Consider the following 14,232-nt stretch of genomic DNA (forward strand, 5'->3'; position numbering starts at 1 on the left):
ACTCCATGTCACTCACCCGGAATTCCGGTCCAGCTCGGCCAGCACGGGCACACCCAGCCCCCGCTCCACCTGCCAACTCTCCAGCACGCGTCCGCTCAGCACGTCACGCGCCAGCGCCGCGAACACCGCCAGCACCAGCCCGGCGACGATTCCGCCGATGGCGATGATCAGCGCGTTGGGCTTCACCGGCTTGCGAGGAAACTCCGCCGGCGTCAGCACCGTGAAGCGGTACTTGAAGGACTTGGCGGCGATGTCCAGCTCCAGCTTCGCCGCGTCGATGCGCTTGAGGATCTGCTGCTGCGCGCTCAGCCGGCTCCGGAGCCGGTCCAGCGTCACCGCCGCGCTCGGGTTCTCCGACACCGCGGGCAGCAGGCCCATCAGCACGCGCTCCAGGCCGTACGGGTCCGGCACGGGCTCGTCCGGGAACGGCAGGGACTTGCCGCCCAGGTCACCGTACTCGGCCAGCAGCTGGCGCTCCTCTTCCTGCAGCGCCCTCACCTGGGGCGAGCCCTGGCGCAGCGCCGCCACGCGCGTCTCCTGCTCCACCACCTGCGGGTGGTCCGGCGCGTACATCTCGCGCAGCTGCACCAGCTCGTCCTGCATCTGCGTCAGCCGCTGGTTGTGCTGCACCGTCGCATCCGCGATGGCCCGGCGCTTGGAGCGGATGACGAAGCGCAGCTGCGCCAGCTCCTGGTCCGTGGAGCCGAAGCGCGGCAGCAAGCGGGGGTCACCCACCGCGCGGCGGCGCTCGATCATGATCGCGGTGAAGGTCTTCTCGAAGTCGGTGTAGGCCTCCTTCACGGCGTCCTGGGCCTGCTGCTCGTGCTCCTGGAGGATGGTGATGGCGTCCTTGATGCTGTTGAGCTCCTCCTCCTTGCTCTTCTCGAGGAAGCTCTCCTGCGCCTTCTCCACCAGCTCATAGGCCAGCTGCGGGTCGCCCCAGTCCACGCCGATGGTCACCTTGCCGTCATCGGTGCCCACCCAGAGCTTCTTCTCCAGGGTGCCCACCATGGCGTCCATCTTGGCGTCCTCGTCCGGAGGCGCCGAGATGAGCCGCATCACCGAGTCCTTGAACCGCAGGAGCGGCGGACGCGTGGACTCCCACCGGTCCACCAGGTAGGTGTTCTTGATGATCTTGATCAGGTTCTCCTGGCGAAGCACCGCCTCCGCGGCGGCCTTCGTCGGCCCATCCACCTCGTTGGCCGGCCGCATGGGGTTGGGCGGATCCGGGTTCAGGAGGTTGGGCCGCTCCGGGTTCACCAAGCCGGGGATGATGGTGCTGGCGGTGCGGCGCGGCAGCAGCTTGGACTCGGAGTGCCAGGTGCGCGGCAGCAGCTTGGCCGCCAGCAGCCCCAGCACCGCTGTCATCAGGAAGGTGGCCAGCGCCAGCTTCCAGTGCCGGACCACGGCATTCTTCACGTAGCTGAGGTAGTCGCGGATCTGCTCCCAGTCGAAGATCTGGGCCTGCTCGCGCTCCACATCGGGGAGCCGATCCTCATGAGGTGCGGGCATCGCTCTTACCTCCCGGGGTCGCCTCAGCCGCCTTCGCCAACAACCTCACCACTTGCTGAATGAACTCGTCCTGGGTGAACGGCTTCGTCAGATAGCCGTCCGCCCCCACTTCCTCCGCCTGAGCGCGGTCCAGCAGGGTGCCGCGCGCGCTGATCATCAACACCGGCAGGCCCGCCAGCTCCGGCTGGCCACGGATGTACTCGCACACGTCGTACCCGGACACGTCCGGCAGCGTCAGGTCCAGGCACACCAGGTCCGGCCGGCTGTGCGCCAGCTGCTCCAGGGCCGAGCGCCCGTTGGACGCTTCCTGGATGCGCGTGATGCGCAGGGCGTGCAGGAACTCGCCCACCATCTTCCGGAAGAGGGGCGAGTCCTCTACGACCAGGACCGTGCATTGCGAGACGTCCATGAACCTTTCCGGGTCCTCTCCTAATCGTCGAGCCGCGGCCAGATGACCAACACCATGAAGGTGTAAACCAGGTTGAAGACGACCATCATCAAGACGGCCTTTTTGACACCCCGGACTTGGTGACGCTCTCGCGCCGCCAGGCTCGGCAACAGAATCAGCGAGTACAGCACGGACAGCAGGATGAACTTCTTCATGACCGGGTGGGATTAAAGCCTACCATTCTCTTGCCGGATCACCAATCCGACGCCCATGAACCACTTATAGATGGGGTTGGGGTCGATCACGAATTCTCGCAGCCTCAAGAGTCGACCGGACGCCACTACAGCGGCCGACCGAGTGAGCGGCCACTGAACCTTGAAAGCGAGGCGTTCCTCGCCATCGTTGGCGTGGATGCCGCCGGTGGCCGACTGGGCGGCGGCGATGTCCAGGTTGATCTGGGCCTTGCGGCGGCCCACCCACTCGAAGCCGAAGCTCTGCTCGAAGCGGGGATAGTTGAGGGTGGAGAAGACGTCCACGAAGGGGACGTAGCGCGCGGCCAGCTTCGCCTTCACGGGCCAGTGGTAGCCCACGGGAACGGGGGTGGTGAGAGAGACTTCGCCGATGGGGTGGAGGATGCTCTCGTAGGCCACCGGGAAGGAGTAGCGGATGGGGGAGAGGATGTCCTCGTAGGCCAGCGGGAAGGAGTAGCGCTGGAGACGGTGCTCGCCCACGGCCACACCCATGGCGAGGCGGCCTCGGATCAGCGGGTGGAACTGGTACTCCACCAAGGGCGAGGCCTGCAGCAGGGACAGGCGCCCGCCGGTGGAGAAGTGCACGTCCCGGCCCCACATCTCCGTGCCCAGCGTGAGGCGGCGGGTGAGCGAATGGAAGGCATAGAGGCGGAATTCCGGGCCCACCTGCGAGGGCGTCACCCGGTCACCGAACGGGCGCAGCTCCTTGGGCGGATCCAACAGGCCATTGATGACGAGCCCCCCCATGAAGCCGATGTACGTGCGCCGGATGCCCAGGATGTCGAAGCCCACCATGTTCTCCGAGTAGACGTACTTGCTGGCGTCCAGCACGCGCTGCTGTTCGGGAGGGCTCGTCGCGGGGACGCGGAAGTTTTCGAAGGGGAACGCGCCGTAGGTGGTGGCCTCCATGGCCCAGACCTTGAAGCCCCGGGAGACCTGGTACTCGCCGCGCAGGAACAGGAAGGTGAGCACCTCCAGCGTGGGCTGGGTGAAGGTGCGGCGCAGCAGGAGCTGCGGCTCGAGGATGGCCTTCAGCTCCATGCGGTTGGTGTAGAGGATGGCCTGGCCGCGCGGGGTGATGACCAGGTCCTCGATGACCGAGCGGTCCTGGGCCTCCGTCAGGCTCGACGAGCGCAGGAAGCTCTCCACCCGCAGCTGGGATGAGTAGCGCACGGCGGGAGAGCTCGCCAGCACCATGCCCGTCACCAGCAGGGGAAGGACCGCCATGGCGCGTTACTCCACCACCACGATGTCGCCGGTGCGCAGCTGGAACGAGGCGCCCTTGCCCTCGGTGCGGCTGGCGGCCTCGTAGTCGAAGCGGATGCGCATGGGTACGGGGCTGTCCGGCTGGCGGCGCAGCACGTAGATGCCGTCGGGCTGGGCATAGTCCGTGAAGCCGCCGGCCTGCGCCAGCGCGTGCAGCACGCCCGAGCCGGGCTCCAGGCCCTTCATGCCGGGGCTCTTCACCTCGCCGAGCACCGCCACCTCCAGCTGCTTGGGCTCGCGCACGTACACGGTGACGGAGGGGTTGCTCACCATGGGCTTGAGCAGCTCTTCAATCCGGCGCGCGAGCGTCGGCGGTGTCATCCCCGCGGCGTCCACGTCATTGAGCAGCGAGAGGGTGATGCGCCCATCCTCGCGCACCAGTGTCTCCGGCGTGTCCAGCTCCCGCTGGTTCCACACCTTGATGAAGAGCTTGTCGCCCTTGCGGATGACGTAGCCCTCGTCCTGGAGCGAGGGCGGCTCGCGGTAGTCGTCCACCCAGATGAAGCGGCCCGGGGTGTAGCAGGCGGCCAGCGCCAGCAGCGCGGCTGGGAGGACTCGGAGGAGGCTTCGAGAGGCTGAGGTTGAACGGCACATAGAAGAGAGGCTCCGAAGAGGGGCTCCAGCTCACGCGGCGGCGGACGGCTGGACACGCGAGCGCCGCTGGCGCACCACGCGCAGCAGGCCTTGCAGCTCGTCCAAACGCACCGCGCCTGTCACGAACACGAGGACGATATAGAGACACGCGCCCACCACCAGCCGCACCGGGCCCAGGTCCACGAGCGCCAGATGGACGCACGTCACAACGCCGCAGACGGCCAGCGTCTTCCCCATCCGGGTGAGGCTCTGCTTGTCGAAGGCGCGTCCTCCCACGGCCCACACCAGCATCCCCACGGCCACCACCTCGCAGATGAAGAGCGCCAGGGCGGAGGCGCACGCACCTCCCACGGGGCCGAACCACGCCAGGAAGGGGCGCGCCAGCGTCAGGTTGAGCGTGGAGTTGAGCACCATGGACACCACCGAGGTGCGCGTCACCCACCAGCCCTTGCCCAGCGCCGTGAGCACGCTGGCGCACACCATGGCCACATACGTGAGCGCCAGAATCGGCGCCTGCAGCCGCAGCACCGCCGCCGCCGGCAGGAAGGCCTCGCCGTACACCAGCTGGATCCACGTCTCCGCGCCCAGCGCGATGGCCAGCACCATGGGGATGGAGAAGGCGCTCACCGCCTCCAGCGTGCGGCGACTCAAGCGGAACAGATCGTCCTGCGACTGGGCCGCGGCGCGCGCCATCAGCGGCGTCAGCACCCACGTCACCACGGGCGCGGCCATGAGCGTCATGCCCGCGAGGTTCCACCCGGCGCCGTACCAGCCCACCTCGGTGGTGTTCGTCAGGAAGCCCAGGAGGAAGATGCCCATGGGGCCGTTGGCCGCCAGCGCCGCCTCGTTGAGGAAGAAGGGCAGCGCGCCCGTCATCGCCTCCTTCGTGCCCTTCGCGTCCAGGCGAATCTCCAGGCCCGTGTGCACACGCGAGAGCCGGAACAGCACCACCGCCCGCACCACCTCGGACGCGAGAATCGGCACGCCGAGCCATGGCAGGGGCAGCCCCAGTGCCAGCACCAGCAGCTGCCCGCCGCCCCACACGCACTTGGTGGCGATGTTGGCCACCGAGAGCCCATCCACCCGCTCACGCGCGTGGAGCACCGCCGCCAGCGTGCCGTTGCACCGGAAAAACAACTGATACACGCCCAGCAGCAGCACCAGCACCCGTAGGTAGTCGGGCTTGCCGTCCAGGTGCATCAGCCCCTGCATCACCCCGAGCAGCGTCACCGCCATGGTGAGCTGGAGCAGCAGCGTGCCGCCGAAGAACTCGCTGGCGTGCTGCGGCCGCAGGGCCACCTCCTTGCGGATGTAGACCTCCAGGCCCAGGCCAGCCAGCACGAAGAAGACGGCGGTGAAGCCCTCCGAGGCCCAGTTGAACTGGCCAAACGCCTCGGGCCCCAGCACGCGCGGCAGCAGCAGGCGCACCGCCAGGGCGATGCCGTACGTCACCATGAGCGAGCTGCCCAGCTTCACGGCGTTGCGCATGGACGTCGACACGTCCAGCCCCGCGGGCTGCGGTGCCGGAGGAGTCGCCGCGGCGCTCGAATCAGGGGAGGGCGTGGACATGGGCTCGGCGCAAAGAGGGAAACCGGGCAAGTGAACGACAGCCCCACACCCGCGTCAATTCGCGGGCAGCCCCCCAGCCCCGAGCCCAGGCGGCCTAGCTGGCGCCGTTGCCCGTGATCACCACCGGAACCGTCTTGAGGATCAGTCCCAGATCCGTCAGCAGGGTCCAGTTGTCGATGTACTGCATGTCCAGGTACATCCACTCCTCGAAGGAGATCTGATTGCGGCCGGAGACCTGCCAGATGCAGGTGAGACCCGGACGCACGGACAGGCGGCGGCGCTGCCAGGCAGCGTACTTCTCCACCTCCTTGGGCAGCGGCGGACGCGGGCCCACCACGCTCATCTCACCGCGCAGCACGTTGAGCAGCTGAGGCAGCTCGTCAATCGAGTACTTGCGGATGAAGCGGCCGATGGAGGTGATCCGCGGGTCGTTCTTGATCTTGAAGACGGGGCCGCTCTGCTCATTGAGCGCCTCGAGCTTGGCGCGCAGCTCCTCGGCGTTCACCACCATGGAGCGGAACTTGAGCATGTCGAACGGCTTGCCGTGGAGGCCGACGCGCTTCTGCTTGAAGAAGATGGGGCCGCGCGAGGTGAGCTTGATGCCCACCGCCACGGAGATGAGCAGCGGCGAGAGCACCAGCAGGCCCGCCGCCGAGGAGATGATGTCGAACAGGCGCTTGATGGCCATCTGGTGCGGCCGAGGCTGGTACGAGACGAAGTGCAGGTAGCCGTCGGACACCGCGTGGTTGTGCTCCGGGCGGGCCCGGTCCATGCGGAACGGGTGCGCCGGCAGCGCGAACGGAATGCCGAAGCGCTCGCACAGCTTGATGGCCGCCTGCATCTCCACGCCGTGCTTCTGCACGTTGCCCGAGATGTAGACGACATCCACCGGCACGCGGCAGAGCACCTCTTCCAGCTGCTCCACCTTGCCCAGCAGCGGCTGCGGCGAGTTGGGATTCACCTTCTCGCTGCCGAAGGCCAGGTAGCCAGTGACGCGGCGGCGGCCGTGCTCGGCCAGGTGCTCGCCCGTAAGGCGGCCCATGGCGCCCAGGCCGAGGATGAGCGCCTCGTCGATGGGCTCCTCGCGCACCGCGAGCCGGCGGAACACAAAGTGCCGCAGCCCCACCACGCTCCCCCAGAGCAGCAGCGGGAAGAACGTCAGCGCCACCACGGGGTAGCCGCCTGCAATCAGCAAGCGCTCCAGGTAGAGCATGAAGGTGATGGACACCACGGTGATGGACACCAGCGCCAGGTCATCCAGCGGCGCCCGGTCCGAGAACCGCGGGTCATACAGGCACAGCGCGGTGCCCAGCAGCAGCCAGCCCAGCCCCGCCATGCCCAGCAGCAGCCACAGGTCCAGGTTGCCCACTTGCAGCTTGTGCCCCATCAGCAGCGTGGAGCCCAGCAGCGCGCCCACCACCAGGAACAAGTCCACCAGCAGGTTCAGCTTCGCCGCGAAGCCCGGCGCCAGCCGTCCCCGAGTGGCCTTGGCCGCCAGCGCAGGCACCGCCATCATCCGCGAGGGCTCGGGGGCCGGCACCACGGCAGGCTGAACGGGCGCCGCCGGCTGCGGATTCTCGGAGACTTCTTTCTGGACCGATGCGGATTGCATGCCAAGCTCCCCACGACCCGGGATCCTCCCCCGGAGTGACACCGCCCACCTGCGAGAGTGGGCAAGAAATCACGGCACCACCACGCTCTGGACCCGCGAAGATTGTATGGGCCTGTGAAAAGTGCACGCAAGCACGTGAAAAATTACGGACTTCCTCCCACCTGACAGGCGGGGTGCTTGTTTGCCGATCGGAAATTCGCCCCTACTCCCGAGCACTTGCGGCTCTGATTGTCGACAGTGATCAGTATGTATCAATCCAGCCGAAGAGGACCTGATAGGTCGTCTCCCCTGGCCGCTACCAGGATTTCTCTGGAAGTGTTTTGTCGGGATTTTCCGGTTCTGTAAATTTGGAGGCTAAGAAAACGGAGCGAGGATGCGCTCGACGTAGCGCTCCACGGAGAAGTCCCGCTCGGCCTTCTCGCGGGCGCGGCGGCCCATGGCCTCGGCCTCCTGGGGATGATCCAGCAGCCACTGCAGGCGCTCACGCAGTGCTACAGGATTGCCCGGCTCCACGTGGAAGCCCGTGACGCCGTCCTCGATGAAGCCCTCGACGTACGGGTTGCGCGTGAGGATGACGGGCTTGCCCATGGCCATGCCCTCCAGGGCCACGGTGATGCCGCTGATGATGGGGCGGGCCAGGGGCACCACCACCACGCGGGACTCGGCGTAGAGCTGGCGCAGGTTCGCGTAGCTGCCCCACGAGCGCATCTCCACGTTCGGCGGCAGCATGGCGCTCTGGGTCTCGCCCTTGTTGGCCACCGAGTAGCGCCAGATGGTGTCCGCGGCGATCTTCACGTCCGCGTCCAGCCCCGTGGCCGCCTCAATCAGCGTGCCGTAGTCGCGGTTCACCGCGCCCGCCGCGCATACCTGGCGCTTGAGCGGCGTCTCCGGCTGGGGCTGGAAGTAGGCCGTGTCCACGCGCGAGTAGATGACGCTCACCTTCTCGCGCGGAATGCCGTAGTGCTCCACCAGCACCTTCTGGCTGTGCGGGGACAGGCACAGCACGTGGTCCACGCGCCGCTGGAGGCCCAGCTTGGAGAGCGCCAGCCAGCGCTTCTTGCTGGACACGTTGTGCACCAGCAGCACGATGCGGCGCTTGCGGCGGCTCATCACCGCGTCGCACGCGAGGAACTGGAGCGCGGGGAACTCCTCGGCGAGAAAGAGGTTCTGGCGCTCGCGCGTCTCCTTCCACGCGGCCAGGGCGAAGCGGGCGCAGTCCACGTTGGACGCGGGGTTCATCCCCCGCTGCGCCATGGAGACCACCTGGGTGAAGGCCCCCTGGCTCATGGCCGCGAACTCCAGCATGGGGCCCTTCTTCTCCAGCGCATCGGTGACGCGGCTGACGGGCTCACCCACGCCGATGTATGCGGAGTCTTGGGGCATGCCCCTCCTCTATCACGAGCCCTCGGTGGGGCGCGCTGGCAGAGAGACCGTGAAGACGGTGCCCACCCCCTGCTCGCTCTGCACCTCGATGTCTCCCCCGAGCCGCCGGACGATGTCCCGGCTGATGGAGAGCCCCAGCCCCGTGCCCGTCGTCATCCCCTTCGTGGTGAAGAAGGGCTGGAAGACGCGCGACAGGTGCTCCGGGGCAATGCCCGGCCCCGTGTCCGCCACCTCGACGATGGCCCGGTCTCCCGCTCGAAGGCTGGTGACGCGGATCTCCCGCCGGGGGCCCTTCCAGTCGGACAGGGCCTGCGCCGCGTTGATGATCAGGTTGCTGAAGACCTGGGAGACGCGCCCCGGTGTGCCCTTCACCTGGATGCCGTCGGACAGCTCCACGACGACCATGGCGGCGGGTGTCGTCTCGGCGCGGGTGATGCGCAGCGCGGAGCGGATGGCCTCGTTCAGATCGAACCACCCCGCCGTCGCGTCATCCATCCGCGACAGTGCCCGCATGTCCCGGATGATTTCACAGATGCGACGCGTGCCCTCGTACGCCTCGCTCGCAGCCTCCTGGATGGCCTCGAACTCCTCCTGCTCGCGCGGCCCCCAGCTGAGGGGCTCCCGCGGCTCCTTCGCGTGGGGCTCGTGGTGCAGGGTGCGGCTGAGCAGGTTCAGGCCCTTCTGGATGTACAGGAGGTTGCTGAGGACAAAGGAGGCCGGGTTGTTGATCTCGTGGCTGATGCCGGCGGCCACCAGGCCCATGGAGGCCATCCGCTCGGAGGCGGAGAGCTGGCCGGCCATGCGCGCGTTCTCCAGCGCCAGCACGGCATGAGAGGCCAGCAGCGAGGCCCGGTCCAGCTCGCCCCGGTTGAGCGCGCGCATCTCGGAGCGGCGCAGGACGACGAGCACCCCCAACATCCGCTCCCGCGCGGCCAGGGGCAGCACACAGACGGAGAGCTCCCGAGGCAGCGTCTGAAAGTCCTTGAAGCGCCAGTCCCCGCCCAGCGGCCCGAGCACCGCGGGCATCTGGTCCCGCGAGAGCATGCGGACCATCCGCTCGCCCAGGGACAGGCACAGCGCGCTCTCCTCCTCGCCCAACAGCCCCTGGGCGTGCGCCACCTGCAGCTTGCCGTCCGTGTCCGGCAGCGCCAGCAGCGCCGCGTCCGCGGCCATGAACGAGCGCACGCTGTCCACGATGGCGCGCGGCAGCTGCTCGATGGCGTTCTGCTCGAAGAGGGCCTGGCTCAGCCGCACCAGGTCCGTGGAGACGTTGAAGCGGCGCTTCTCCAGCGCGCGTGACACGCAGCTGAACAGCTCCTGGAGGTTGAACGGCTTGCGCAGCAAGTCGAACGCGCCGGCGCGCATGCACTCGATGGCGGTGTCCAGCTCCGCGTAGGCGGTGGCCACCACCACCTCGGTGGAGGGAGACACCTCGCGCACCCGGCGCAGCAGCTCCATGCCGCTCAGGTTCGGCATCCGCACGTCCGTCAGCACCAGGTCGAACGAGGCGTCGCGCAGCCGCGACAGGGCCTCCGCCCCGTTGGTGGCCTCGGCCACCTCGTGCCCCTCGAGCGTCAACATCTCGCGGAGCAGCTGACGGATGTCCCGCTCATCGTCCACGATGAGGATATGTCCCGGCATGATGTCGCGGCCTCTCCCCTACCTCGCCGCCGGAAGCACCAGCCGGAAGACACTGCCTCCCGAGGGCCTCGGTGAGGCGGTGAGGTCCGCGCCCATGCGGCGCAGCAGCCGCCACGCCAGCGCGAGCCCGAAGTTCAGGCGCAAGGTGTCCCCGCTCTGTGAATCGGCCTGGATGCGCGGGTCGAAGATCTCCGCGTGCCGCGCCTCACTCAGCGTGAGCAGGGAGTCCTCCAGTTGGATGAAGGCACGCCCATCCGCGTACCCAGCGAGGACCTTCAGCGGCACGGGCGGCTGGCCCTGGGGCAACGGGCTGGCCTCGCACAGGAAGGAGAGGATGCGCTTGAGGCTGGAGGTGAAGTCCTGCAGCCCCACCCACGCGAACACGGGCCCCGAAGTCTCTACCTGGAATGGCCGGCACAAGGTGGTATCGCGCACCTGGCGCTCCAGCAGCTCCGTGATGTCCACCCGCGCGGCGGGCGACACCGGGCTCCCTCCCGACACGGCACGCAGCTCCTCGAGCAGGCGCTCCACGCGGCGGATGCCGTCCATGGCATCCACGGCCGACTCCTCCACGTCCTGGATGGAGGTCTCCGTCTCGTGGCCCGCCGCGGTGAGCAGCTTGTGCGCCAGTTCCTTGCAGCGAGGGTCGTCCTTCTGGGAGAGCTCCTGCGCCGCGTCGCGGGCCGTGCGCCACAGGGACTTCACATCCTTCGAGTAAGAGGACAGCGCCTGCAAGCCGGCCTTGGTGAAGGCCAGGGGGTTGCTCAGCTCGTGCGTCACCCCGGCGGCCAGCTTGCCCACCGTGGCCAGCTTCTCGGCCTTCACCAGCTCCTCGCGCGTGGCCTCCAGGTCCTTCACGCGGGCCTCGAGCTCGCCGTTGAGGCGCGCCGTCTCCAGCGCCAGTGCGAGCTGCGCGGCGAACAGGCTGCCCCGCTGCAGCTCCGAGACCGAGAACCCTGGCTGGCCCACGCCGCGCAACAGGATGAGGCAGCCTGCGGGCGCATCTCCCACTTGCAGCGAGTACGCCAGCGCCGAGCCCAGCCGATCCACCGGCACGAAGGGCCAGTCGCGCGAGGTGCGCACCAGACACACGGGCTCCTGCGCCTGAATGGCCCGCCGGGACAGCTCCCGCAGCGCGAGGGGCGGCACCTCCAGCCCATCCGTGGAGGGGCAGATGCTCAGCTCGGCCTGCCCTCGCTCCGGCAGCAGCAACCGGAACGCCTGGTGCGGCACGAGGTCCAGCGTCAGCTCGCCCAGGTGCGCCAGCACCTCGGCACGGGTCCGCAGCGAGAGCAGCGCGCAGCTCACCTCGTACAGCGGCACCAGCGAGCGCAGGCGCCGCTTCTCCACCGCCCGGAGGATGAGGTGGCGCAGCTCGGCGATGTCATACGGCTTGCGGATGTAGTCGTACGCGCCCTGCTTCATGCAGGCCAGCGCCGTCTCCAGGCTCGCGTAGCCGGTGGCGACGATGATTTCCATGTCCGGGTCCAGCTCGCGCAGCGCGGACACCGTCTCCACGCCATTCATGCCCGGCATCTTCAAGTCGGTGATGGCCACGTCGAAGCGGCGGGTGCCCAGCAGCGACACCGCCGAGCGGCCCCCGTCCGCCGTCACCACCTCGAACTCGTTGGCGGGCAGCGAGAAGGCCAGCATCTCGCGCATGTCCGGCTCATCGTCGATGACGAGCACGGAGATGCCTCCTCCCGGGGTGAGCTCCTGCACGCTGCGCTTGGGGAGCGGCGAAGCGGAGGCGCCGCGGGACGCGGACGCGCCCCCGGCGAGGCTCTCGTCCCGGGTGGCAAACCGGCCCTCCCCAGGAGCCTCTGGCGACGGACCTATGAGCTTCACTTCCATGCGGTCGCCTCCATGCGGTGCGCCTGGGGGGGCGCTCCTGCCGCCGGAAGCCACAGCCGGACCGTCGTCCCGGCTCCCGGAGATGTCTTCACGTCGAGGGCACCTCCGTGCGCCTCGACAATGTTCCTTGTAATGGACAATCCGAGCCCTGTCCCCTGTCCGACGGGCTTGGTGGTGAAGAATGGATCGAAGGCGCGCAGAAGCACCTCCTCGGACATACCGCTGCCGGTGTCCGTCACCACGAGTTCCACCCCGCCCCCTGGGGCCACCGGCTGGGCGCTCACCTGCACGGCCCCCCCGCTCGGTGTCGCGTCCAGCGCGTTGGTAATCAGGTTGAGCAAGGCAGACTCGATTTCCTGGACGCTGACTTCCAGCTCGGGCAGCTCCGGAGAGGGGGGGAGTACCTCAAAGGAGACCCCCGCCCGGTTCGCTTGACCACGCACCAGCTCCGTTACCCTCTCGAAGAGAACGGCCACCGCCACGCGCTCGCGGATGGGGACCTTCTTGCGCGAGAAGTCCAGCAGCGCCCGGACGAGCTGGGCACAGCGCTGGGCCTGCCGCTCGATGGAGGCCACCGCACCCCGGACACTGTCCTCCAGGGTATTGCGCCGCGCCAGCCCTTGGGCGTAGCCGATGATGATGCCCAGCGGGTTGTTGAGCTCGTGCGAGAGCCCCGCGACGAGCGTGCCCATGGCGGCCATCTTCTCCGACTGGACGAGGGACTCGCGCAGCCGCTTCACCTCGCGCTGATCCCTCATGATGAAGAGATACCCCATGGGCTGGCCGGCCGCGTCCGCGATGCGTGTCACCTGCAACTGTACCAGGACGGGCCCCGCCTCCCGGCTCGTGAGGGTGACCTCCGCCTCGGCGGGCTGGCCGGTGGCGCTGGCGCGGGTGATGAGCTCGGAGATGGCCTCCCGGGCCCCCGCGGCCACCATCGGGGCCAGGAAGGAGCTCTCGGCAAGCTGCTCCAGGCGCCACCCGAAGAGGCCCTCCGCGGCCTGATTCCAGACGCGCGCCTTGCCCTGGAGATCCATCAGCGCGATGGCGCTCGGGGCGGCGGAGGTGATGTGGGCCAGCAGGGCGGCCTTGTCTCGCGAGCGCTCCAGCTCCGCGGTGCGCTGCTCCAGCCGCTCGAGCATCTCGTCGAAGGTGCGGGCAATGGAGCCCAGCTCGTCCCGGGACCGGAGCCGGATGCGCTGGCTCAGGTCGCCTTCGTCGACGATGCGCCGCATGGTGTCCTCGATGCGCTCCAGCGGGTGCAGCAGGCTGCGGGTCCCCCAGACGATCACCACCGCGAACAGCACGGCCAGCAGCGCTCCGGCGCCCACCATCTGCTGGCGCAGCTCCTGGAGCGGCAGGGTGAGCCTCTCGGCGGGCACGGAGAGCACCAGGGACCAGTGCAGCGCGTGCTGGAGGGGGAAGCCCTTCAGCGGCTCGACCAGGTAGATGGTGTCCTCCTGCTGGAAGGTGGTCTGCACGGGGGTGGGACCCAGGCTCCGGACCTTCTCCAGCGCCTCCGAGGGAATGAACCCGAACAGCGGCCCCTGGCCGGAGAACAGGGCTGCCTCGAGACCGCTCCTCAGGGCAACCTCCTGCAGATGGGAGAGGTCTAACTCGGACACCACCGCCCCCTCGGCGTGCTCCTGGTAGAGGACGGGAACGGCGAACAGCAGGTGCGTGTGGTCCTCTCGCTGGGTGACGGTGAGGACGCGCTTCCCGTCCTGCACCTGCGGCCACCAGGGCTCGTCGGCGAAGTGCACGGCATGCGCGGGGCTGTCCGCCGGCACCCTGTTGCGGGCGATGGTGCGCCCCGCGAAGTCCACCAGCCACACGTCCGTCTGGTCCCCGCCCAGGCCGGGCAGCTCCAGCCGCTGCATGAAGGGCACCAGGTAGTCACCGCGCCCCATCGGGTCGATGACGCTGTTGACCATGAACGTGTTGGAGGCCAGCGACTTCATGAAGTCCCACTTGAGGGTCAGCTGGGCCTCGATGTCGTTGGAGACGGTGACAGCCGTCAGCTGGAGCTGCTGCTCGATCTTCTCCGCGAGCGCCTCCCTCGCTTTGCCCGAGACAGTGGCGACGAGCACCCCTACGGTGGCCACGTCGATCAGGAAGAAGAACAGGAGGATCTTTCCCTGAAGGCTTCGGAAGAAGCGCAC

General features: G+C 68.4%; 11 protein-coding genes. All 11 read right to left on the reverse strand.

Annotation, left to right across the window (positions count from 1 at the left end; genetic code table 11):
* Positions 1-12: 12 nt before the first annotated feature.
* The 11 genes from DB31_RS15955 to DB31_RS16000 all read right to left on the reverse strand — a co-directional run bounded on the left by DB31_RS15955 (position 13) and on the right by DB31_RS16000 (position 14,232).
* Positions 13-1,512 carry a GumC family protein gene (locus tag DB31_RS15955; RefSeq protein WP_044188393.1) on the reverse strand — a complete coding sequence of 500 codons (1,500 nt, stop codon included), beginning with the start codon at positions 1,510-1,512 and terminating at the stop codon, positions 13-15.
* A complete protein-coding gene (locus DB31_RS15960) occupies positions 1,496-1,921 on the reverse strand; it encodes a response regulator (RefSeq protein WP_044188396.1) in 426 nt (141 codons plus the stop codon). Before DB31_RS15960 ends, DB31_RS15955 begins: the two co-directional genes overlap by 17 nt.
* A gap of 20 nt (positions 1,922-1,941) precedes the next feature.
* On the reverse strand, positions 1,942-2,115 hold the full coding sequence (locus DB31_RS49615) for a hypothetical protein (RefSeq protein ID WP_169787060.1): 174 nt from the start codon (positions 2,113-2,115) through the stop codon (positions 1,942-1,944).
* A 12-nt stretch (positions 2,116-2,127) separates the two neighbouring features.
* Positions 2,128-3,378: a hypothetical protein gene (locus DB31_RS15965; protein WP_240486725.1), complete on the reverse strand. Its 1,251-nt coding sequence runs from the start codon at positions 3,376-3,378 to the stop codon at positions 2,128-2,130.
* A 6-nt stretch (positions 3,379-3,384) separates the two neighbouring features.
* Entirely contained in the window at positions 3,385-4,011 is a 627-nt protein-coding gene (locus tag DB31_RS15970) for a polysaccharide biosynthesis/export family protein (protein WP_044188398.1), read from the reverse strand.
* Between the two features lie 30 nt (positions 4,012-4,041).
* Positions 4,042-5,580, reverse strand: coding sequence for an oligosaccharide flippase family protein (locus tag DB31_RS15975; protein WP_044188400.1), 1,539 nt, complete (start codon positions 5,578-5,580; stop codon positions 4,042-4,044).
* A gap of 94 nt (positions 5,581-5,674) precedes the next feature.
* Positions 5,675-7,192, reverse strand: coding sequence for an exopolysaccharide biosynthesis polyisoprenyl-phosphate hexose-1-phosphate transferase EpsZ (gene epsZ / locus DB31_RS15980; RefSeq protein WP_044188402.1), 1,518 nt, complete (start codon positions 7,190-7,192; stop codon positions 5,675-5,677).
* 354 nt (positions 7,193-7,546) lie between these two features.
* Positions 7,547-8,575 (reverse strand): glycosyltransferase family 4 protein, encoded by a 1,029-nt coding sequence (locus tag DB31_RS15985; RefSeq protein WP_083968360.1) that lies wholly within the window; start codon positions 8,573-8,575, stop codon positions 7,547-7,549.
* Between the two features lie 12 nt (positions 8,576-8,587).
* The gene (locus DB31_RS44835) at positions 8,588-10,216 is read right to left on the reverse strand and encodes a response regulator (protein WP_052419997.1); all 1,629 of its coding nucleotides are present in this window, start codon (positions 10,214-10,216) and stop codon (positions 8,588-8,590) included.
* A gap of 18 nt (positions 10,217-10,234) precedes the next feature.
* Positions 10,235-12,070 carry a response regulator gene (locus DB31_RS15995; RefSeq protein WP_240486726.1) on the reverse strand — a complete coding sequence of 612 codons (1,836 nt, stop codon included), beginning with the start codon at positions 12,068-12,070 and terminating at the stop codon, positions 10,235-10,237.
* Positions 12,061-14,232 carry a PAS domain-containing sensor histidine kinase gene (locus tag DB31_RS16000; RefSeq protein ID WP_044188405.1) on the reverse strand — a complete coding sequence of 724 codons (2,172 nt, stop codon included), beginning with the start codon at positions 14,230-14,232 and terminating at the stop codon, positions 12,061-12,063. The genes DB31_RS15995 and DB31_RS16000 overlap by 10 nt, the downstream gene beginning before the upstream one ends.

This window comes from Hyalangium minutum, from assembly GCF_000737315.1.
Taxonomy (GTDB): Bacteria; Myxococcota; Myxococcia; order Myxococcales; family Myxococcaceae; genus Hyalangium; species Hyalangium minutum.

Excerpts from the sequence above, each read along its gene's own strand:
- DB31_RS15975 (WP_044188400.1), bottom strand. The coding sequence starts at position 5,580 with ATGTCCACGCCCTCCCCTGATTCGAGCGCCGCGGCGACTCCTCCGGCA.
- DB31_RS49615 (WP_169787060.1), bottom strand. The coding sequence starts at position 2,115 with ATGAAGAAGTTCATCCTGCTGTCCGTGCTGTACTCGCTGATTCTGTTG.
- DB31_RS15985 (WP_083968360.1), bottom strand. The coding sequence starts at position 8,575 with ATGCCCCAAGACTCCGCATACATCGGCGTGGGTGAGCCCGTCAGCCGC.
- DB31_RS15995 (WP_240486726.1), bottom strand. The coding sequence starts at position 12,070 with ATGGAAGTGAAGCTCATAGGTCCGTCGCCAGAGGCTCCTGGGGAGGGC.
- epsZ (WP_044188402.1), bottom strand. The coding sequence starts at position 7,192 with ATGCAATCCGCATCGGTCCAGAAAGAAGTCTCCGAGAATCCGCAGCCG.
- DB31_RS15955 (WP_044188393.1), bottom strand. The coding sequence starts at position 1,512 with ATGCCCGCACCTCATGAGGATCGGCTCCCCGATGTGGAGCGCGAGCAG.
- DB31_RS15965 (WP_240486725.1), bottom strand. The coding sequence starts at position 3,378 with ATGGCGGTCCTTCCCCTGCTGGTGACGGGCATGGTGCTGGCGAGCTCT.
- DB31_RS44835 (WP_052419997.1), bottom strand. The coding sequence starts at position 10,216 with ATGCCGGGACATATCCTCATCGTGGACGATGAGCGGGACATCCGTCAG.
- DB31_RS15970 (WP_044188398.1), bottom strand. The coding sequence starts at position 4,011 with ATGTGCCGTTCAACCTCAGCCTCTCGAAGCCTCCTCCGAGTCCTCCCA.
- DB31_RS15960 (WP_044188396.1), bottom strand. The coding sequence starts at position 1,921 with ATGGACGTCTCGCAATGCACGGTCCTGGTCGTAGAGGACTCGCCCCTC.